The organism is Cellulomonas soli (assembly GCF_013409305.1).
In the GTDB taxonomy this organism is placed as follows: Bacteria; Actinomycetota; Actinomycetes; order Actinomycetales; family Cellulomonadaceae; genus Cellulomonas; species Cellulomonas soli.
In genome coordinates, this window is sequence record NZ_JACBZJ010000001.1 from 3501053 (window position 1) to 3522225 (window position 21173).

The 21173-nt window shown below is 73.9% G+C and carries 17 protein-coding genes; 13 read left to right on the forward strand and 4 right to left on the reverse strand.

All coding sequences use genetic code 11. The features are described from left to right. Window positions 1-9 precede the first annotated feature (9 nt). Window positions 10-573, reverse strand: a complete 564-nt coding sequence (locus BKA22_RS15965) for a hypothetical protein (protein ID WP_146951730.1) — start codon at window positions 571-573, stop codon at window positions 10-12. A gap of 131 nt (window positions 574-704) precedes the next feature. On the opposite strand from BKA22_RS15965, the gene BKA22_RS15970 reads away from it, so the two are divergent. From BKA22_RS15970 to BKA22_RS15995, 6 genes are all read left to right on the forward strand, one after another. Next, window positions 705-1844: a DUF4192 domain-containing protein gene (locus BKA22_RS15970; protein WP_146951731.1), complete on the forward strand. Its 1140-nt coding sequence runs from the start codon at window positions 705-707 to the stop codon at window positions 1842-1844. A 96-nt stretch (window positions 1845-1940) separates the two neighbouring features. Further along, complete coding sequence (locus BKA22_RS15975) at window positions 1941-2336, forward strand: universal stress protein (protein WP_146951732.1); 396 nt, start codon at window positions 1941-1943, stop codon at window positions 2334-2336. 243 nt (window positions 2337-2579) lie between these two features. Next, on the forward strand, window positions 2580-4118 hold the full coding sequence (locus tag BKA22_RS15980) for an RNA polymerase sigma factor (protein ID WP_146951733.1): 1539 nt from the start codon (window positions 2580-2582) through the stop codon (window positions 4116-4118). A 180-nt stretch (window positions 4119-4298) separates the two neighbouring features. Further along, window positions 4299-4976, forward strand: coding sequence for an ArsR/SmtB family transcription factor (locus tag BKA22_RS15985; protein ID WP_179561823.1), 678 nt, complete (start codon window positions 4299-4301; stop codon window positions 4974-4976). Then, entirely contained in the window at window positions 4973-6364 is a 1392-nt protein-coding gene (locus BKA22_RS15990; RefSeq protein WP_179561824.1) for an MFS transporter, read from the forward strand. Before BKA22_RS15985 ends, BKA22_RS15990 begins: the two co-directional genes overlap by 4 nt. 41 nt (window positions 6365-6405) lie before the next feature. Then, window positions 6406-7260 (forward strand): CAP domain-containing protein, encoded by an 855-nt coding sequence (locus BKA22_RS15995; protein ID WP_146951735.1) that lies wholly within the window; start codon window positions 6406-6408, stop codon window positions 7258-7260. A 92-nt stretch (window positions 7261-7352) separates the two neighbouring features. Here the strand turns inward: BKA22_RS15995 and BKA22_RS16000 are convergent, their stop codons facing one another. Continuing rightward, window positions 7353-7649 carry a DUF7455 domain-containing protein gene (locus BKA22_RS16000; RefSeq protein WP_257024106.1) on the reverse strand — a complete coding sequence of 99 codons (297 nt, stop codon included), beginning with the start codon at window positions 7647-7649 and terminating at the stop codon, window positions 7353-7355. Window positions 7650-7764: 115 nt separating this feature from the next. Between BKA22_RS16000 and BKA22_RS16005 the strand changes: the two genes are divergently transcribed. The 3 genes from BKA22_RS16005 to BKA22_RS16015 all read left to right on the forward strand — a co-directional run bounded on the left by BKA22_RS16005 (window position 7765) and on the right by BKA22_RS16015 (window position 11884). After that, window positions 7765-9891, forward strand: a complete 2127-nt coding sequence (locus BKA22_RS16005; protein ID WP_146951736.1) for a DNA gyrase/topoisomerase IV subunit B — start codon at window positions 7765-7767, stop codon at window positions 9889-9891. Between the two features lie 95 nt (window positions 9892-9986). Beyond that, on the forward strand, window positions 9987-11015 hold the full coding sequence (locus BKA22_RS16010) for a GNAT family N-acetyltransferase (RefSeq protein WP_146951737.1): 1029 nt from the start codon (window positions 9987-9989) through the stop codon (window positions 11013-11015). A gap of 122 nt (window positions 11016-11137) precedes the next feature. Beyond that, window positions 11138-11884 (forward strand): lysoplasmalogenase, encoded by a 747-nt coding sequence (locus BKA22_RS16015; protein WP_146951738.1) that lies wholly within the window; start codon window positions 11138-11140, stop codon window positions 11882-11884. 3 nt (window positions 11885-11887) lie between these two features. Here the strand turns inward: BKA22_RS16015 and BKA22_RS16020 are convergent, their stop codons facing one another. After that, on the reverse strand, window positions 11888-14356 hold the full coding sequence (locus BKA22_RS16020) for a DNA gyrase/topoisomerase IV subunit A (protein ID WP_146951739.1): 2469 nt from the start codon (window positions 14354-14356) through the stop codon (window positions 11888-11890). Between the two features lie 122 nt (window positions 14357-14478). Here BKA22_RS16020 and BKA22_RS16025 point away from each other — a divergent pair, with 122 nt between their 5' ends. From BKA22_RS16025 to BKA22_RS16040, 4 genes are all read left to right on the forward strand, one after another. Beyond that, on the forward strand, window positions 14479-17346 hold the full coding sequence (locus BKA22_RS16025; RefSeq protein WP_146951740.1) for a bifunctional acetate--CoA ligase family protein/GNAT family N-acetyltransferase: 2868 nt from the start codon (window positions 14479-14481) through the stop codon (window positions 17344-17346). A 103-nt stretch (window positions 17347-17449) separates the two neighbouring features. Beyond that, window positions 17450-18025 (forward strand): DUF5998 family protein, encoded by a 576-nt coding sequence (locus BKA22_RS16030; protein ID WP_146951741.1) that lies wholly within the window; start codon window positions 17450-17452, stop codon window positions 18023-18025. Then, window positions 18022-19209 (forward strand): alkaline phosphatase family protein, encoded by a 1188-nt coding sequence (locus tag BKA22_RS16035; RefSeq protein ID WP_146951742.1) that lies wholly within the window; start codon window positions 18022-18024, stop codon window positions 19207-19209. Before BKA22_RS16030 ends, BKA22_RS16035 begins: the two co-directional genes overlap by 4 nt. Before the next feature lie 162 nt (window positions 19210-19371). Further along, window positions 19372-20037: a thymidine kinase gene (locus tag BKA22_RS16040; protein ID WP_146952016.1), complete on the forward strand. Its 666-nt coding sequence runs from the start codon at window positions 19372-19374 to the stop codon at window positions 20035-20037. A gap of 18 nt (window positions 20038-20055) precedes the next feature. Here BKA22_RS16040 and sepH read toward each other — a convergent pair whose 3' ends face one another. Next, on the reverse strand, window positions 20056-21087 hold the full coding sequence (gene sepH / locus BKA22_RS16045; protein ID WP_146951743.1) for a septation protein SepH: 1032 nt from the start codon (window positions 21085-21087) through the stop codon (window positions 20056-20058). Window positions 21088-21173: the final 86 nt, after the last annotated feature.

The window sequence follows — 21173 nt, forward strand, 5'->3', positions numbered from 1 at the left end:
ACGGGCAGGTCAGGAGCCCGTCCGGACCTGCCCGCCGAGCGTGAGGGTGCGTTCGCCGTCACGGTCGAGCACCCCGACCACGAGGAGCTCGGTGCCGTCGGAGCGGCTGAAGGTCGACTGCGCTGCCAGGCCCGCCTCCGGCGTGCCGACCGGGGCCTCGGTGAAACCGGCCGCCACCAACGGGGCACGGACGGCCTCGAGCAGCCCGGGCGCGTCCTGCGCGGAGCGCAGGTTGAGCGAGATCTCGACGAGGTCGGACCCGTCGACGGGCTCGGCGGCGGACACCAGCACCTCGGCGCCCTCGGGCACGGGGACGAGATCGCTCGGGAAACCCTCGACGAGCGCGCCCACGGCCGAGTAGGTGTCGGCACTCTCCGCCAGCAGCGTCTCCGTCGGTGAGGCCGAGGGCATCGCTTCGGTCGCGGTCGGCGCCAGGGTGGCGGGTGCGCTGGACGAGCAGGCCGACGCCGTCAGGAGGACCCCCGAGGCGAGCACGGCTGCCAGGCCGAGGCGGACCGGGGCCGGCGGACGCCGCAGGCATCCCTGGTCGTGGCGGACGGTCCGGTGCAGCACCGGCACAGAGTAGCCGCCGGCCCAGCTCCGTCGCGGGCTCGAACCGACCACAGGCCGACCCTTCGGACGGCCCTGCACCACGGGCTGCGTGCGAACCGTCCGCCCTGGCGCCCGCACGGTTCGGTACGGGCATGGACACGACCCTCCGGCTCGGCGAACCGCGTGAGCTCCTCGCCCTGATCCCGCACCAGCTCGGCTTCCGCCCGCTCGACTCCGCCGTGGCGGTGAGCCTGCGCCCACCGGCGGGCGAGGTCGGCCTCGTCGTGCGTGTCGACCTGGCCGCGCTCGCGGACGACGAGACGGGTCCACGGCTGGCGCGTGGCCTCGTGGCGCACCTCGACCGGGACGGTGCCCGGCGATGCGTGCTCGCGCTCTACACCGACCAGGACCCGCGCGGCCTCGAGGCGCACCCGGTGCACCGGGCGGCGGCACGCCTGCGCGAGGCCGCCCAGGTCCCGCTCGGCGACGTCCCCGCGTGGGTCGTCACGCTGGACGGCTACCTCGCGCTCGACTGCGACGAGGCCTGCTGCCCGCCGGGCGGGCGCCCGCTGCACGAGCTGGAGTCGACCCAGGTCGGAGCTCGGATGGTGCTCGCCGGGTCGGTCGTCGCGGCGACGCGCGACGACGTCGCACGGATCCGCCGGGCGCCGGTCGAGGCTCGTCGGTCGGTCGCCCGCGTCCGACGGCGCTGGGAGGAGCGCCGGGCGGCGGCAGCCGAGGCGGGCCCGCAGGCGACCGCAGCGTGGCGGGTCGGGTCGGTGGAGGCCTGGCGCCGCGCGACCGATCCCGACGTCGACGGACGGCGACCGGCATCCGGCTCGCCGCTGGGCAGGGTCGAGGCGGGGCTGGCGGACCGGCGGGTGCGCGACGCGGTGCTGGTCTCGTTGGTCCCGGGAACCGGCGACCTGCCCGAACGGGCCGTGCGCGGCGCAGGGCTGGACGCTCGGGCGGACGCCGCCGTCGGCGCGGCGGTCGCGGCGATCGTCGACCCCCAGGTCGCCGTGCGCCCCCCGGACGACGTCCGTCGGTACGAGCAGGTCCTCGAGCAGGTCGTCGCCCACGGACGCGACGGCGGTCAGGCGCCGGCCCTGACGCTGCTCGCCCTGGTCTCGTGGTGGCGAGGGGACGGTGCCCGGGCGAGCGTGCTGCTCGACCGCGCGCTCGCGCAGGAGGCAGGCCACCGGCTCGCGCTGCTCCTCGTGGACGCGCTCGAGGCGGCGGTCCCGCCCGGATGGGTACGGGCGGGCGGGGAGCAGGGCCCGCCGTCCTGAGCGGGTTCCCCGCCGGCGGTCGCGGTCAGCAGGGGGAGCGGCGCTCCGGTAGCGTCACCTGCACGGCGATGACGCCGTCGAGCGAGGGGAGTACCGATGGGCATCGTGGTCGGCTATCTGGCCACGCCGGAGGGGCGCGCGGCCCTCGAGGCGGCGATCGACGAGGGCAAGCGTCGCGACGAGCGGGTGGTCGTCGTGGTCAGCATGCGTCGGGACGCCACCGACGAGGAGCAGATGCAGGTCGAGACCGAGCTGAACGCCGTGCGGGCCGAGCTGGTCTCGCGCAACGTCGTCTACGACGTGCTCGTCCTGGACGGCGGAGACGTCGCGGACGACCTGATCCGCACGGCAGAGGAGCTCGGTGCCGAGCTCATCGTCATCGGGCTGCGTCGCCGTAGCCCGGTCGGCAAGCTGATCCTCGGTGCGAACGCTCAGCGCGTCCTGTTCGACGCGCCCTGCCCCGTGCTGACCGTGAAGCCGCCGCTGGCCTGAGGGCGCCCGCACGGCGGGTGATCGTCGGGTGAGACGGGGCGCGTCCGTTCCGGACGGGAATCTCCGGCCGCTCTCATCCGTTGGGCCGGCCGCTCTCATCCGTTGGGAGGGGGTCGGCCGACGTCTTGACGTCGGTGGCCACCACCGCTGCCCTCGTGGGGCCAGGACGAGGTCCGGGTCGGTACAATATCGGTGTACCTCTCCGGCCTCAGATCCGGTTCTCACGCTGCCGAAAGGTCGTTCGTGTCGTCCCAGACCCCGCATCCCGCGCTTCCGCGTGAGTTCGAGCACCCCGCACTGCAGGAGCTGGTCCTGCGTGGCCGCACGCACGGCAGCGTCGGAGCCGAGGAGCTGCGCCACGCGTGCGAGCAGGCGGACGTGCAGGACGCCAAGCGTCTGCGCGCCGTGATCCGCGGCCTGGCCACGGCCGGCATCGGCGTGCAAGAGCCGACCGCTCCCGCCCGTGCCGTCGCAGCGACCAGCGCGAAGGCACGCCCGTCGGCCAAGGCGGTCGTCGCCTCCGACGACGCTGCCGCCAAGCCGGCACGCAAGGCCCCGGCCCGTCCCGCCGCGGCCAAGGCCGCACCCAAGCCCGCAGCCAAGGCTGCGACCAAGAGTGCCGCCGCCAAGGGTTCGGCCAAGGCCGCCGACGACGACGAGGCTGCCGAGGTCGAGCTCGAAGAGGTCGTGATCGACGAGACCGACGTGGTCGTCGCCGACGAGGCCGTCGAGGAGACCGACGCGGAGGAGACCGACGAGGAGGGGGCCAAGAAGCCGGCCGCCGCCGCGGAGGAGGAGTCCGAGGACAAGGGCTTCGTCTACTCCGACGCCGACGACGACGACGCCCCTGCCCAGCAGGTCGTCACGGCGGGTGCCACCGCGGACCCGGTGAAGGACTACCTCAAGCAGATCGGCAAGGTCGCCCTCCTCAACGCCGAGCAGGAGGTCGAGCTCGCCAAGCGCATCGAGGCCGGCCTGTTCGCCGAGGAGCGGCTGAACTCCGGTACGCCGATGGAGCCGAAGATCCGTCGCGAGCTCGAGTGGATCGCCGGTGACGGTCGTCGGGCCAAGAACCACCTGCTCGAGGCGAACCTGCGGCTCGTGGTCTCGCTCGCCAAGCGGTACACCGGGCGCGGCATGCTGTTCCTGGACCTGATCCAGGAGGGCAACCTCGGCCTGATCCGTGCGGTCGAGAAGTTCGACTACACCAAGGGCTACAAGTTCTCGACGTACGCGACGTGGTGGATCCGTCAGGCCATCACCCGCGCCATGGCTGACCAGGCGCGCACCATCCGCATCCCGGTGCACATGGTCGAGGTCATCAACAAGCTCGCTCGCGTCCAGCGGCAGATGCTCCAGGACCTGGGCCGTGAGCCCACGCCCGAGGAGCTCGCCAAGGAGCTCGACATGACGCCCGAGAAGGTCGTCGAGGTCCAGAAGTACGGCCGCGAGCCCATCTCGCTGCACACCCCCCTCGGCGAGGACGGTGACAGCGAGTTCGGTGACCTCATCGAGGACTCCGAGGCGGTCGTCCCGGCGGATGCCGTGAGCTTCACGCTGCTGCAGGAGCAGCTGCACCAGGTGCTCGACACCCTCTCGGAGCGCGAGGCCGGTGTGGTCTCGATGCGGTTCGGTCTGACCGACGGCCAGCCGAAGACGCTCGACGAGATCGGCAAGGTCTACGGGGTCACGCGTGAGCGGATCCGGCAGATCGAGTCCAAGACGATGTCGAAGCTGCGGCACCCCTCGCGGTCGCAGGTGCTGCGCGACTACCTCGACTGAGCCCGGATGCCGCACCCGCGGCTGCAGGCTTGTCCACGAGGCCCGGACCGTCATGGTCCGGGCCTCGTGGCGTTCGTGGGTCTTCCCCGCGGGAGTGAGGGTGCCCGAGCCGGGAGGATGCAGAGACATCATTGCAAAGAATCACTTGCAAAGAAGACTTTGCACTCGTAGTCTCGCCCCATGACGACCCGAGAGCACGACTCCGACGCGGACGATCCGCTCGACCTGACGGGCGACGACCTGCCGCTCGACGTGCGTCGCCTCAAGGCGCTCGCGCACCCGCTGCGGACCCAGATCTTCGACGCGCTCACGACGGGACCGGCGACGGCCAGCGGCCTCGCGCAGCGGCTCGGCGAGTCCTCCGGCGCGACGAGCTACCACCTGCGCCAGCTCGCCGAGCACGGGTTCGTGGAGGAGATGCCCGGGCGCGGCACGGCACGAGAGCGCTGGTGGCAGCTGGCGCCCGGGCGGCACGCGCTCAGCTCCTCGGCGGACGAGAGCGCTGCGGCGCGGGAGGCGCTGGACATGTTCGCCTCCGAATGGATGCGCCTGCGCTACCAGGCCGCGGCCGAGTTCCGCACCCGGGTGCGCGCCGGGCTCGAGCCCGCGTGGAAGGGCAAGGCCAGCGACGCCACCACGCTGTTCGTGATGACGCCCGACGAGCTCGAGGCGATGACCGGCGAGCTGGTCGCTGTGCTCGATCGGTGGGACGACCGGTGCGGGCGCGAACGGGCGGACGTGCCCGACGGAGCGCGCGTGGTCGAGCTGCAGCTGCGGGCGTTCCCGCGCGTCGGCTCGGCCGTCGACTTCCACGACACCGCGCGAGCCGTCGCCCCGACCGAGACGGAGGCCTCGTGAGCGCGCCGGTCGCCGAGGCCGACCTCCTCACGGGATCGCCGAGCCGCCTGCCGAGCGCGTTCCTGCGGTTGTGGTCCGCCGGCCTGCTCGGCAACCTGGCGGACGGTGTCGGGATGGTCGCGGTTCCCCTGCTGGCCATGCGGCTGAGCGACGACCCGTTCGTCGTGTCGGTCCTGGGCGCGCTGGGCCTGCTGCCGTGGCTCCTGTTCGGGGCGTTCTCCGGGGCGCTCGTCGACCGTGCCGACCGCCGTCGGGCCATGGGTGCGGGCGCGCTCGTCCGAGGCGGGCTGCTCGCGACGCTCGCGGTGGCGGGTTCCGCGACGCAGCTGCCGTTGTGGGTGCTGCTCGTCACGGTGTTCGCGATCGCCTGCGTCGAGACGGTCGCGGACGGCGCGGCGCAGGCCATGGTCCCCTCGGTGGTCCCTGCCTCCCGGCTCGATGCGGCGAACTCCCGCTACCAGGCGGGCGAGCTCGTCATGCAGGGGCTCGTCGCGCTGCCGTTGGGCACCGCGCTGTTCGCCTGGGCGACGTCGGCACCGTTCGCCGTGGCTGCGTGCGCCTACGGCGGCGCCTCGGTGCTCGCGTTCTCGCTTCCGCGACGCGCGGCACGGGCCGTCGTCCCGGGTCCGCAGGGTCCGCGGGAGAGCGTGTGGCGCTCGACGGCGGCCGGCCTGCGCTACACGTTCGCACCCGGCCCCTTGCGTCGACTCGTGCTCGTGACCACCGGGCTCGCCGCGACGATGCAGTTCGCGCAGGGGTCGCTCGTCTTCTACCTGGTGCGCGGTGTCGGTCTGCCGGAGGCCGCGCTGGGTCTGGTCACGGCGGGGATGGCCGTCGGCGGTGTCCTCGGCGCGTCGATCTCGCCGCGGCTCGTCGCGCGCACCGGGCGCAGGCGCGCCATGGTCGGTGCCGCTGTGCTCGCCGGGCTTGCCTTCGTCGGGCTGGGCCTTGCTCCGGGCCTCCTCGGCGGTGTCGGGTCGGTCGCAGGGATCGCGGCGTCCGCCGTGCTGGTGTCCCTGGCGGCGGGCGCGGCCGCGGCGTGGAACGTGCAGTCGGCGACCGCCCGGCAGCGCATCGTCCCGGGTCACCTGCTCGGTCGGGTGCAGGGTGCCGGTCGGATGCTCGTGGTCGGTCTGACGTCCGTGGCGATGCTGGCCGGTGGGTTCGTGGCCCGTACGGACCTGCGCGCGCCGCTGCTGGTGGGCGGGGCGCTGAGCGTCGTCGTGGCGCTGGCGGCCTCCCGTGCGCTGGCGTTCGTCGACACGTTGCCGACCGACGGTGCGCGTCCTGCCGACGGTGCGCCGGCCACCGAGGCGGCACGCGAGGGGTCAGGTGCGCTGGTCGCAGCGGCGCCCGGGCCCGGGACGACGGCACTGTCCGATTCCTGACGATCTGTCCCTCAGAGGTCACGATCAGGTAACGTCCAGGGATGCCTACCCCGACGCCCGACCCGCACCGCCGGGACCTGCGACGGTGGGACGTCCGTCGTCGCCGTCGCCAGATCGCCACGAGACGCCGCGCGGTGCTGGTCGCGGCCGCATGCGCGCTCGTCGTCCTGGGGGCCGCGGTGCACGCGGTGGCCCCTGATCGCGTCGCCCAGGGCTACGCGCAGCTGTCGGCCTGGGTGCCCGTCGACCTGGGGCGCGACGGCGAGGCGGCAAGCCGTTCCGTCGACCGCACCGCGTCTCCGACGCCGGGCGTCTCCCTCGACGGCGCGGCCGCCTCGGCCTCGACGGGCACCGACGAGGCACCGGCGGCGGCGCCGACCACCACGAGTCCGGCCGCGCAGGAGTCTGCGGCCGACCCGCTCGACGAGGCCGGCACCGACGCGTCGACCGAGCCGCCGCCGGCCGCCGCGCAGGGCGGTTCGGCGCCCACGGCGCAGGACGCAGCCTCGAGCGCTCCGGCAGCCGGCGCGCAGCAGGCCGCATCGCTGACCGACCAGGTCATCGCCCTCACGAACGCCGAACGGGCGGCTGCGGGACTGCCCGCGCTGGCGTCCTCGGCGTGCGGCGCGGCGCAGGCCCAGGGGCGCACCGACCTGCTCGTGGCGGAGGGGCGGTTCGAGCACGATCCGCTCGGGCCCATCATGCAGGCGTGCAAGGCCTCCACCGTGGGGGAGAACCTGGCACTCGGCTACCCGGACGCCGCGTCGATGGTCGCCGGGTGGATGGCCTCGCAAGGGCACAGGGAGAACATCCTGCGCGACGGGTACACCGCGATCGGCGTGGCCTGCACCACGGGCTCACAAGGGCTGCTGTGCGCCCAGGTGTTCCTGGGCTGATCAGCGCTCCGTGCCCCGCGGTGGGGCATGACGACGGCGCCCCGGACCGTGTCAGGTCCGGGGCGCCGTCGTCGTTCTGCGTCGGGGGAGCCTCAGCTCACCGCACCGGCGCCCGCGCCGTGCTCGGCGTGCAGGCGGTCGGTCTCGTCCTGGATGTGCGTGGCGATCGCCTCGAACTTCGCGGCGTGCTCCCGCGCGTGGTGCGCGCAGAACAGGAGCTCGCCCACGGGCAGCACGACGCGGACGTAGGCCTGAGCGCCGCAGCGGTCGCAGCGGTCGGCCACGTTGAGGGGGGCCAAGGTGTCGGTCGTCGTCCCAGTCACGAATCCATAGAACCATCCCGACGTGACATCCGTGTCACGCAGAGGGGGGTGGTTCGCTACGCGCATAAGTCCTGCGATCCGAGCGGTCGCTGCCGATGCGCCGTTCGGGGCGGAGCCCGGGCGCCCTCGCTCCGGCACGGCAGCGCGGTCGCGTGGGTCGTGGCGGCTACCATCGGGCCTCGTGACGACGACCTCGCCGCAGACCGGCTACACGGCCCGCCACCTCTCGGTCCTGGAGGGGTTGGAGGCCGTCCGCAAGCGCCCCGGCATGTACATCGGTACGACCGACAGCCGTGGCCTCATGCACTGCCTGTGGGAGATCATCGACAACTCGGTCGACGAGGCCCTCGGCGGGTTCGGCGACCGCATCGAGGTGATCCTGCACGCGGACACCTCGGTCGAGGTGCGCGACAACGGACGCGGCGTCCCCGTCGACATCGAGCCGAAGACCGGCCTGACCGGCGTCGAGGTGGTGTTCACCAAGCTGCACGCGGGCGGCAAGTTCGGTGGCGGCTCCTACGCCGCCTCGGGTGGTCTGCACGGTGTGGGCGCCTCGGTCGTCAACGCGCTGTCGTCCCGGCTGGACGTCGAGGTCGACCGCGGCGGCAAGACGCACCGCATGACCTTCCACCGCGGCGAGCCCGGCATCTTCGACGACAAGGCGGGCATGGGCCCCGACGTCCCGTTCGAGCCGTTCGTCCAGGGCTCGGAGCTGACCGTCGTCGGGAAGGTCGCCAAGGCGCGCACGGGCACCCGGGTGCGCTACTGGGCCGACCGGCAGATCTTCCCCAAGACGGCCGTCTTCTCCTACGACGAGCTGGTCACGCGCGCTCGCCAGACGAGCTTCCTCGTGCCCGGGCTGGCGATCTCGCTGCGCGACGAGCGGGGCCTCCCCGGCACGCCCGGCGCCGACGGGCCGCACGAGGAGACGTTCCAGCACACCGGTGGCGTGCTCGACTTCGTCGACCACCTCGCACCCGACCCGGCGGTTACCGACACCTGGCACCTGACCGGCTCGGGCACGTTCACCGAGACCGTGCCCGTGCTCGACGAGCGGGGGCACATGACCCCTCAGGAGGTCGGCCGCACGTGCGAGGTCGACATCGCGGTGCGCTGGGGGACGGGCTACGACACCGAGGTGCGCAGCTTCGTCAACATCATCTCCACACCCAAGGGCGGCACACACCTGGCCGGTTTCGAGGCAGGTCTGCTGCGCACGCTGCGCAAGGCCGTCGACGCGAACGCCCGCCGGCTCAAGATCTCCTCCAAGGACACCTCCGAGCGCATCGAGAAGGAGGACGTGCTCGCCGGCCTGACCGCGGTCGTCACCGTCCGCCTCGCCGAACCGCAGTTCGAGGGTCAGACCAAGGAGGTGCTCGGCACGGCACCCGTCCGCGCGATCGTGGCCAAGGTGCTCGACACCGAGCTCGCGGCGATCTTCGCCTCGCCCAAGCGCGACCACAAGGCGCAGTCCTCGCTGCTGCTCGACAAGGTCGTCGGCGAGATGCGCGCCCGGCTGTCGGCCCGCAAGCAGAAGGAGATCTCGCGGCGCAAGAACGCCCTGGAGACCTCCTCGCTGCCGGCCAAGCTGGCCGACTGCCGGATCGACGACGTCGCGCGCAGCGAGCTCTTCATCGTCGAGGGCGACAGCGCCCTCGGCACCGCCAAGCTCGCGCGCAGCTCGGACTTCCAGGCGCTGCTGCCCATCCGCGGCAAGATCCTCAACGTCCAGAAGGCGTCCGTCACGGACATGCTGAAGAACGCCGAGTGCGCCTCGATCATCCAGGTCGTCGGTGCCGGCTCGGGGCGCACGTTCGACCTCGAGTCCGCCCGCTACGGCAAGATCGTGCTGATGACCGACGCCGACGTCGACGGTGCGCACATCCGCACGCTCCTGCTCACCCTGTTCTTCCGGTACATGCGCCCGCTGGTCGAGGCCGGGCGCGTGTACGCCGCGGTGCCGCCGCTGCACCGCATCGAGGTCATCGGCGCGGGCAGCCGCAAGAACGAGTACATCTACACCTACTCCGAGGCCGAGCTCGCTGCCGCGCTCAAGAAGCTCGACCGTTCCGGCAAGCGCTACAAGGACGACATCCAGCGGTACAAGGGTCTGGGCGAGATGGACGCCGACCAGCTGGCCGAGACGACGATGGATCCCCGCTTCCGCACGTTGCGGCGGGTCACGGTCGAGGCTGCCGCCCGCTCCGAGGAGGTCTTCGAGCTGCTCATGGGCTCGGACGTCGCACCGCGCAAGGACTTCATCGTGGCCGGTGCGCACGCCCTGGACCGCAGCCGCATCGACGCCTGACCCTCGTACGCGGCCGGCCACCGGCGGCCGGCCGCGTGTGTCCGCGGCGCCCAATTCGGTTGTCCTCGGGGCCGAGCAGCACGCAGGCTGGCGACATGGACGAGCACCCTGAACTCCTGCAGGTACGCGCCCAGGCGCCGGCGGAGCTGACCCGACCCGCCGGACCGGACGGGCTGACGTGGCGGGCGATGACCGCCGCGGACGCCCCGGCGCTCGCGCGGCTCGTGGCCCGGATCGAGGAGCACGAGGGCGCGCCGTTCCGCACCTCGGCCGAGGAGGTCGCCGAGCTGTTCGACGGCGACTGGAAGGACCACGCGCTCGACACGCTCGCCGCGGTCGGTACGGACCTCGAGCTGCGGGCGTACGCCCAGGTCGCGACCGTGCCGGGGGACACGTCCGTGGTGCGGGTCTTCACCTCCGGTGGTGTCGACCCCGCCTGGCGGGGGCGGGGTGTGGGTCGCGATGTCGCTGCCTGGAGCACCGGGCGGGCGCGGCAGCTCCTGGCCGCCGCGGCGACGGACGCACCCGGCCGCATCGCCGCGTTCGTCGACGATCACGCCCCCGACTCCCACGCCCTGCTCCTCGCGGCGGGCTACACCCCGATCCGGTACTACGCCGAGATGCGGCGCCCGCTCGCGCTGCCGCTGCCGGTCGCGCCGGCAGTCGCGGGCGTGTCGATCGTCCCCTGGTCGCCGGAGCAGGACGAGGCGGTCCGCCTCGCGCACAACGAGGCGTTCGCCGACCACTGGGGCAGCGAACCGCGAACGCCGCAGGTGTGGGCGCAGGGTCGCAGCATGTTCGCCCCGCAGTGGAGCGTCCTGGCCGTCGACGACGCGAGCGGGGCCGTCGTCGGCTACCTGCTCTCCGACCGGTACGAGCAGGACTGGCCGATCGCGGGGTACACCTCCGGGTACACGCACCTGCTCGGGGTGCGACGGGCCTGGCGCGGGCGCGGGCTGGCCGTCGCCCTGCTGACGGCCGCGATGGCGGCGTACCGACGCGACGGGATGGAGTACGCCGAGATCGGCGTCGACACGGCCAACCCCTCCGGGGCGCACGGCCTGTACGCGGCCCTCGGGTACGTCCCGTTGCACACCTCGACGATGCTCTCGATCGAGGTGTGAACCTCGTGGGTGCGACGAGGCGGAACCCGTCGGGCCGCTCGCCTCGGTAGCATCGCTGCGGCCGGACGACGACGTCCGGTGGGTCGAGCGCCGGACGGTGTCGTCCGGCCACGGGAGGCGTCGTGGTGCACAACCTGTCGGGGGCCGCCCGCATCTGGGCCGCCTGCTACGTCCTCGTGGTGCTCGGGCACCTGGGTGCGCAGCTGGGCGGTGCCGAGCGGCTCGCCGACGCCACGCAGTGGCTGCTCATGCCGCTGCTCGCCGCGGCCGTCCTGGCGGCGACGCGGTGGCCCAGGGGCAGGCAGGTCACGGCGAGCGTGGTCGCGCTGGGACTCTCGTTCCTCGGCGACAGCGCTCCCGACCTCGTCGACCCCTCCGGGGACGCCCCCTTCCTGGTGATGGTCGGGTTCTTCCTCGCGGCGCAGGTCGCCTACGTGGTGGCGTTCGCGCCCGGGGTGCGCCGCTCGGTGCTGTACCGACCGGCCGCGGCCCTGCCGTACCTCGGGGCACTCGCCGTGCTGGTCGGGGTGGTCGCCCCGCACGCGGGCGCGTTGCTCGTCCCGGTCGCGGTGTACGCCGGGGTGCTCACGGCGATGGCCGTGCTCGCGACCGGTCTGGGTCGCTGGGGCGCCCTCGGCGGTGCCGTCTTCCTGGTCTCGGACTCGCTCATCGCGCTGCGAGCCTTCGTGCCCGGTCTCGACCTGCCGCTCGGCGGGTTCCTCGTGATGTCGACGTACTGCCTCGGCCAGGCGCTGCTGGCCGTGGCGGTCGTCGGTACGAACCTCGCCGAACGGCGCCCTCCGCTCGCGCGCGTCCCCGTGGAGGTCGGGACGCGCGCGGCCGGTGCTGGGCTCGCGACGGTCTCCTGACCGTCAGCCGATGCCGTGCACCGGGGCGGCGAGGGGGACGCCCGAACCGTCCCTGCGCAGGTCCGTCTCCGGGAGGGCGAGCGGCTGGCCGCCCGCGCCGGTGGCCCGGGCCGGCGCAGGCCCGACCCACGCGAGGATGAGCGCGTCCTCGCCCTTGAGGAACCGGTGCGAGCGCACCCCGCCCGTGGCGCGGCCCTTGCCCGGGTACTGGTCGAACGGCGTGACCTTCGCGGAGCCCGACTGGGTGCCGGGCAGCGCGGACGACGACCCGGCGACCGTGACGACCACCGCGTCCTGACCGGGCCGCACCGCGGCGAACGCCACGACACGTGCGCCGTCGGCGAGCTTGATGCCCGCCATGCCGCCGGCGGGTCGGCCCTGCGGGCGGACCGCGGAGGCGGGGAAGTGCAGCAGCGAGGCGTCCGAGCTCACCAGGACGAGCTCGTCGTCCTCGACGACCTCGGCCACGCCCACGACCTCGTCGCCGTCCTTGAGCCCGACGACCTCCCACGCGTCCCTGTTGGCGGGGGCCTCGCCGGGTGCCACGCGCTTGACGGTGCCCTGGGCCGTCGCCAGGGCCAGCGTCGGGGCGTCGACGGCGACGGAGACGAGTCCGACGACCCGCTCGCCGTGCTCGAGCGTGACGACCTCGCCCAGCGGGACGCCACCGGACAGGGTCGGTGCCCCGTCGGTCGGCGGCAGGGCCGGCAGGTCGAGCACCGAGATCTTGACGAGTCGACCGCGTGAGGTGACCGCGCCGACGTCGGCGCGCGCCGTGGTCAGCACGGCACCCGCGAGCACGTCGTGCTTGGTGCGCCGGGCGTCGCCGTCGCGCACCGGGCTCTCCTCGCCGGCCGTGCGAGCCAGGAGGCCCGTGGCGGACAGCAGGGCCCAGCAGGCGGTGTCGGCGATCTCCAGCGGGGTTGCCGAGGTGCGGGCCGCCGCGGCACCGGTGACGGTCGTGCCGCCCGCCGACTCGAGCAGGATCGTGCGGCGCGGGGTGCCGTGCACCGCGGCCACCTCGGCCATCTCGTCCGAGACGAGCGTGCGCAGGCGTGCGTCCGAGCCGAGGATCTCCAGCAGCTCGGCGATCTCGGCCCGCAGCTGCTCCTGCTCGCGCTCGAGCTCGAGGCGGGAGAACTTCGTCAGGCGACGCAGGCGCAGCTCGAGGATGTACTCGGCCTGCGGCTCCGACAGGTCGAAGACGCTGCGCAGCTTGGTGCGGGCGGCCTCGGCGTCGTCGGAGGTGCGGATGACCTGGATGACCTCGTCGATGTCGAGGATCGCGACGAGCAGGCCCTCGACCAGGTGCAGGCGTTCCTGGCGCTTGGCCAGGCGGTACGCCGAGCGACGGCGCACGACGGAGATCCGGTGCTCGACCCACACCTGGATCAGCTCGCGCAGCCCCAGGGTGCGCGGCTGCCCCTCGACGAGCGCCACGTTGTTGATCGAGAACGAGTCCTCGAGCGGGGTGAACCGGTACAGCTGCTCGAGCACGGCGTCGGGGTTGAAACCGGTCTTGACCTCGACGACCAGGCGCAGCCCGTGCTGGCGGTCGGTGAGGTCGACGGCGTCGGAGATGCCGGACAGCTTCTTCGACTGCACGCCCTCCTTGATCTTCTCGATCACCTTCTCCGGGCCGACCAGGTACGGCAGCTCGGTGATGACGATGCCCTTGCGCTTGGGCGTCACGTTCTCGATGCGGGCCGTGGCCCGGGTGCGGAACGCGCCGCGACCCGTGCGGTAGGCGTCGCGCACGCCGTCGAGGCCGACGATCTTGCCGCCCGTGGGCAGGTCGGGGCCCGGCACGAAGCGCATGAGGTCCTCGAGCGTGGCGTCCGGGTGCATCACCAGGTGCCGTGCGGCTGCGACGACCTCGACGAGGTTGTGCGGGGCCATGTTGGTCGCCATGCCGACCGCGATGCCGGCTGCCCCGTTGACCAGCAGGTTCGGGATGGCTGCCGGGAGCACCTCGGGCTGGGTGAGCTTGTTGTCGTAGTTCGGCACGAAGTCGACGACGTCCTCGTCGAGCCCCGTGGTCATCGCCAGGGCCGCCGGGGCCATGCGCGCCTCGGTGTAGCGCGGTGCGGCCGGGCCGTCGTCGAGCGAGCCGAAGTTGCCGTGCCCGTCGACGGTCGGCAGCCGCAGCGAGAACGGCTGCGCGAGCCGGACCATGGCGTCGTAGATGGCGGTGTCGCCGTGCGGGTGCAGCTTGCCCATCACCTCGCCGACCACGCGGGCCGACTTCACGTACGGGCGGTCCGGGCGCAGACCCATGTCGGACATCTGGTAGAGGATCCGCCGCTGCACCGGCTTGAGCCCGTCACGGGCGTCGGGCAGCGCCCGGGAGTAGATGACCGAGTAGGCGTACTCCAGGAACGACCCCTCCATCTCGGAGGCGACGTCGATGTCGACGATCTTCTCGACGAGGTCCTCGGGCGGGAGGTCCGGGGCGGCGGGGCGACGCGCCATGGGTCAGGTGCTCCTCGGGGCAGGGTGGTGCTGTCTGGTGCGCAGGCGACGTCCATTGTCGCGTGCCGGACCGACAGCCCGACGCACGGCACGCGGACGGGGGTCCCCACTAGCCTGGCGTGATGGCAGGCGCCGCGGACGACGGACCGCAGGTCACCCCGACGACGGGTGCCGCGGGTGAGACCGCGTACCCGGACGCCTGGGAGGCCGACGTCGTCCTGCACGACGGCTCGACGACGCACGTGCGCCCGATCCGGCCCTCGGACGCGGACGCCCTGCAGGCCTTCCATGTCGGGCAGTCCGAGCGTTCCACCTACATGCGCTTCTTCGCGCCGCTGGAACGGCTCTCCGACCGTGACCTGCACCGGCTGGTCGCGGTCGACCACCAGGACAGGGCGGCGCTCGTCGCCGTCGCGAGCGGGTCGGACGGGGAGCAGATCATCGCGGTCGCCCGGTACGACCGCATCGGCACGGACGACGCCGAGGTGGCGTTCAACGTGGCCGACGCCCACCAGGGACGGGGACTGGGCTCGGTGCTTCTCGAGCACCTCGCCGCGGCGGCGCGCGAGCGCGGTGTGCGACGGTTCGTCGCCGAGGTGCTCCCGCAGAACGGCCGGATGATCGGGGTTTTCCGGGACGCCGGGTTCGAGATCCGGCAGCACACGGACGACGGTGTCGTCACCGTGACTTTCGACATCGACCCGACCGACCGCTCGCTGGAGGTCATGGCCGACCGTGAGCACCGCGCCGAGGCGCGCTCGGTGCGGGCTCTCCTGACCGCACGGTCGGTCGTCGTGCTCGGCCCGGGGGAGGGTGCGGACCCGGCGAGCATGGACGCGCGGGCGGCGGCCCGCGTGCTCGAGTCCCTCGCGCAGGGCGACCCGGGGGTCCAGGTGCACGTGGTCGGCGTGGCGATGCCCGCAGGCGGCGCCGACGCACCGCCCGCGCACGTGAGAGCGTGGCCGACGCTCGAGGACGTGCCCGAGCCCGTGGACCTCGCGGTCGTGGCGGTCGGTCCCCACGAGGCGCCGGCGGCCGTGCGTGCCCTCGCGCCGCTCGGCGTGCGCGGCGTGGTGCTGCTCTCCACCGGTTTCGCCGAGACCGGGCCGGCCGGCCTCGAACGTCAACGCAGCCTGCTGCGGACCACGCACGGCCTCGGCATGCGCCTGGTCGGTCCCGGTTCGTTCGGCCTGGTCGCGACAGGGCCGGGCGGCCCGCTCAACGTGTCCCTGGCCACCGACCCGCCACCGGAGGGCCGCATCGGTCTGTTCTGCCAGTCCGCGCCCATGGCCGTCACGATGCTCGCCGCGGTCCGGGAGCGCGGGCTCGGCATCTCCGAGCTGGTCTCCGCCGGGAACCGCGCCGACGTGTCCGGCAACGACCTCATGCAGTTCTGGGGCGACGACGAACGCACCGATGTGGTCGGGCTGCACCTGGAGTCGATCGGGAACCCGCGCAAGTTCACGCGGGTGGCGCGCCGGCTCGCCGCCGTCAAGCCCGTCGTCGTGGTGGCCGGCCGGTCCGGACCGGTGGTCCCGGCCGGGCACGCGGTGCGCCCGACGCACGCCCCGCGGCGCACGCTCGACGAGGTGCTGCGGCAGGCGGGCGTCGTGCGGGTCGAGGACGTGCACCAGCTCCTCGACGTCGCCCAGCTCTTCGCGCACCAGCCGCTGCCCGCGGGGCGCCGCGTCGCGCTGCTCACCAGCTCGCCCGCCCTGACCGCCCTGGCTGCCCAGGCGGCCTCCTCCAGCGGTCTGGTGGTCTCCGGCACGACCGCCGTGCTCGCCGAGGACGCGACGCCCGAGGAGGTCCGCATCGTCGTGGACGCGCTGTACGCGGACCCCGACAGCGATGCGGTCGCCGTGGTGCGCGTCCCGACGCTCGACGGGCGCGACCACGTCCTGGCCGAGGTCGTCGCCGCCGCTGCCGCACGCACCGGGCGACCGACGGTCGCCTGCCTGGACGGCCTGCGGGGCGTGACCGAGGCGCTGACGGCACCCGGGCCCGACGGGCGGCCGCGGACCGTGCCGGCGTACCCGACGCCCGAGACCGCGCTCCTGGCGCTGGGTCGCAGCGCGCGCTACGCCCGCTGGCGTACCGACGACCGTGGCCACCTCGTGCACCCGGACGGGGTGGACGTGCGGGCCGCACGTCGTGTCGTCGCCGAACGGCTGCCCGCCGTCCCGACCGGCGCCCTGCCCTCCGACGACGGGCCCCTCGGTGCAGGCCCGGCCGACGCCGTGCCCCTCGACGCCGTGCCCCTCGACGCCGTGCCGCTCGACGCCGTGCCGCTCGACGCCGTGCCCCTCGACCAGGAAGCGACCGCGCAGCTGCTCGCCTGCGTCGGCGTCGCCGTCCTGCCCGCGGTGCACGTGCGGGACGCCGACGAGGCGGTGGCAGCCGCCGAGCGGATCGGGTGGCCGGTCGCGTTGAAGACGACCGTCCCGGCCCTGCGCCACCGCGCCGACCTGGGCGGCGTACGGCTGGACGTCGTCGACGAGCAGGAGCTGCGCGTCGATGTCGCCGAGGTCCTCGCGCTCGCGGCCAGTCACCATGCCGATCCTGCCGAGGCGCCGCTCGAGGTCCAGGCGATGGCGCCGCACGGCTCGTCGTGCGTCGTGCGCTCGGTCGAGGACCCGCTCTTCGGGCCTGTGATCAGCTTCGGCCTCGCCGGGGACGCCAGCGACCTGCTCGGCGACGTCACGTACGGCGTCCCGCCGCTGACCGACGTGGACGTGGCCGCACTGGTGCGTTCGGCCCGGGCCGCTCCACGCCTGTTCGGGTACCGCGGCCTGCCCGCCCTCGACGTCGACGCGCTCGAGGACGTCATCGCCAGGGTCGCCGTGCTCGCGGACGCCCTGCCCGAGCTGCGCAGCCTCGAGCTGAACCCCGTGGTCGTGTCCGAACGAGGAGCCGTGGTGCTCGGTGCCCGGGCGGTCCTGGCCCACGCTGACCGCACGGACACCCCGCTGCGTCGTCTGCGGCGCTGAGCGGCACGCACCTGGCCCACTCGGCCCGCCGGGCTCACGTGGCCCACCAGGCCCACCAGGCCCGCCTGGCCGAGCCGGCCGCGAGGGATGGGAGGATGGGTGCGTGCCCGCCGCCTTCCCCGAACTGCGTGACGACCTGCACCGTGCCGGCTACTACCCGGAGCTCGTGGCCGACGTCCTGGACGTCGCGCTCGCGGACGAGCAGGTCGTCGCCCACCTCGTGCACCCCGAGACGACGTTCGACGCCGCCGAGGTGCGTCGTCACGTGACCGTCCTGGCCCTCACCCCGACGCGCCTGGTCGTCGCGCACGTGGACGACCACCCGGCGGACTCCGAGCACCCCTCGACGAGCGCGTCGGCCACGACCGAGTCGGTCCCGCTCAGCGAGCTGCGCTCGGTCGCCCTCACGCACGTCGTGCCGACGCCCGAGCAGCACCAGCCGGGCAACCCCGCTCTCGAGCTGACGCTCGCCATCGGCTGGGGCGCCGTCTCCCGCGTCGATCTCGAGCCCGCCACGTGCGGTGACCCGCAGTGCGACGCCGACCACGGCCTGACCGGCACCCTCACGCCCGACGACGTCGTCGTGCGGGTCAGCGCCGCAGCCGAGGGGCGCGACGCGGTGCTGGCCGCGACGACGTTCGCCCGTCGGCTCTCGGCCGCGAGCGCCAGCCACCGATGACGGACCTGCAGTCGGGTCCCCTCGAGCGTCTGGCCGCCGACGTGGCCGCGGCGGGCTTCGTCACCCCCGGCGGTACCCGGGGGATCGCGCGGGTGCTCCCCGCGCTCGCCTCGGCGCTCGGCCACGACGTGCACCCCGACGCCGCGGATGCGCGGCGCGACCTCGACGTGCCTCGCACGAGCCGGGTGTGCGTGGTCCTCGTCGACGGCCTCGGGTTCACGAACCTCGCGGAGCGCTCGGGCCACTCGCCGTTCCTGCGGCGGCACCTGCACGAGCGTGAACCGCTGACCAGCACGTTCCCCTCGACGACCGCGACCGCGATGGGCTCGTTCGGCACCGGTGCCTCGCCGGGGCGCACCGCGATGCTCGGCTACACGGTCCGTGAGCCCGCCAGCGGCCGGCTCGGCAACCTGGTGTCCTGGACCGGGCTGCCGCACGCCCACACCTGGCAGCGCGTCCCGACGCTGTTCGAGCAGCTGACGGCCGACGGTGCGTCGGTGACCAGCGTCGGGCCGCAGCGGTTCGCCGGCTCGGGGCTGACCGAGGCGGCGTTGCGCGGCGCGACGTACGCGGCGGCCCAGGGTCTGACCCAGCGGGTCGACGCGGCCGTGGCGGCGCTGCGACGGCCGGGCCTGGTCTACCTGTACTGGGGAGACGTCGACAAGGCCGGGCACCACCACGGGTGGGGCTCGTGGCAGTGGGGCGACGAGGTCGAGGCGTTCGACCGCGAGCTCGCGCGCCTGGCCCGTAGCGTTCCGGCCGGAACGCTGCTGCTCGTGACCGCCGACCACGGCATGGTGGACGTCGACCGCGCGCAGCGCTGGGACGTCGCGCAGCACCCGGTGCTGGCCGACGGCGTCGCGCTCGTGGCGGGGGAGCCCCGCGCGCTGCACCTGCACCTCGACGAGCGTTCCGCCTCCGAGCAGGTGGCGCGTCGGTGGCGCGAGGTGCTCGGGGACGCGGCGGTCGTCGCCACGCGCGAGGAGGCCGTCGGATCCGGGTGGTTCGGTCCGGTCGACCCGCACGTGCTGCCGGTCGTGGGGGACGTGGTGGTCGCGATGACGGGTCGCGCGACCGTCGTGGACTCCGCGACGCAGACCCCGGCCTCGCTCGAGCTCGTGGGCGTGCACGGCTCGGGGACGCCGCACGAGGTCCTGGTGCCGTTCGTGCTCGTCTCCACCTGACGCGCCGAACCGCTGGACCCGGGCTCGGCGGCCGTCCGACCTCGGGTCGGTCGGTCGGTCGGACGAGACGGCACGGCGCGCTGACGAGGCGTGCCACGATGGACCCGGCGCTGGGCGCCGTGGACGACGACGGACCTCGACGGACGGTGGGGTGATCGGCCGGTGGCCGAGCTGGTGTTCTTCTCGGGCACGATGGACTGCGGCAAGTCGACGCTCGCGCTGCAGATGCACCACAACCATGCAGCGCGCGGACGCGACGGGATCCTCTACACCCAGCACGACCGGGCGGGTGCCGCGACCATCTCCTCCCGCCTCGGGCTGGTGCGCAGCGCGTACGAGGTCGGACCTGCGACGGACTTCTGGGCCGAGGTCATCGCCGGGCGCACCCACGGGCGTCCTGTGGACTACCTGATCTGCGACGAGGCCCAGTTCTACGCGGCCCAGCAGGTCGAGCAGCTGGCTCGTGTGGTCGACGAGCTCGGCGTCGACGTGTACGCCTTCGGGATCACGACGGACTTCCGTGCCCGGCTGTTCCCGGGTTCTGCGCGGTTCGTGGAGCTCGCCGACCGGGTCGAGGTGCTGCAGGTGCGTGCGCTGTGCTGGTGCGGCTCGCGCGCGACGCACAACGCCCGGACGGTCGGTGGCTCGATGGTCGTCGAGGGTGCGCAGGTCGTCGTCGGCGACGTGTCGGCGGGCGCGGGCGAGGTGGCCTACGAGGTGCTGTGCCGCCGCCACCACATGCGTCGGATGACCGCGGCGGCCGCCCGTGCGGCGTCGCCGAGCCCGCAGACCCTGGCAGCGACCGAGGACGTCACGCTCGACGTGTAGCGGGCCTTCCGGCAGGCCTCACTCGGGCTTGGCCCCGAAGACGATCTCGTCCCAGCTGGGCACCTTGGCGCGTCCGCGCCGGGCGGCGCGCGGCCGCTCGACCGGCTCGTCGTGCTCGTCCGCCGGGCCGACGCCGGGGACGATCTCAGGCAGCGCCTCGAGCGCGGGGACGTCGCCGGCCGGTCCCAGCACGCGCGCCTCGGCCTCGTGGTCGGCGTCGACCGGGTGCGCGCCGGGGACCTCGGACTCGACGCGGGCGAAGTCGAAGGCGTGCGGCGGGCCGAACCCCTCGAACTCCTCGCCGTCGTCGTCCTCGTCGATGGTCTGCCGGACGCCGCGTCGTGTGCGCAGGTCGTCGAGCAGCGCGTGCGTCGCTTCCTGCGGGTCGGGCTCGTCGCCCTCGGCGGGCAGCACCGCACCGTCCCGGAAGTCGAAGACGACGTCCCGCACGGCGCTCAGGTGCCGCCGGGCCACGGGTTCGTCGGCCAGCTCGGTCTCGGAGAGCCAACGGGCCTCGTCCTCGTCGGCGACGACGGTGCGCTTGGCGGAGTCGAAGGTCCAGCGGGCCACACGTTCGGTGTCGCCGACGGTGAACCGCGCGAGCACGACCCACGGATGGGCGCCCTCCCGTGCGGCGTCCCACGCGAGCGTGTCGAGGTCGACCCCGCGGGCGGCCAGCCGGTCCGTCACGAGGTCGCCCAGGAGCGGGGCACCGGCGTCACGCCCGACCCGGGTCGCGCGCGCCTGGTCGGCCACGTACTCCCGCTCGGCCAGGACGGGCCCTTCGTAGCGGCGCACCTGCTCGACCGCGAGGTCGGCGTCGTCGGCGACCTCCTGGGCGGTCGCGCCTGCGCGGATCCGCGTCTGGATCTCGCGCGGGCTCAACGCCCCGGCGCCCTGCGCGCGCAGCTGTTCGAGCTGCGGCCGGTCCCGACGCACGGCCGCACGCAGCGCCTCGTCGATCCGTACCCGGAATCGTGTGCCGTCCGGTGCTGACAGGACCAGGTGCTCCCCGTCCTCGTGCAGACCGACGAGCTCGAGCTCACCCATACGACCTCCCCGTACCTCGGTAGGAGAGCCTGCCACCGATTCGGCCGGTTCGCGGTCAGGCGCCGCGGTGCGCCGTCGGACGGGCT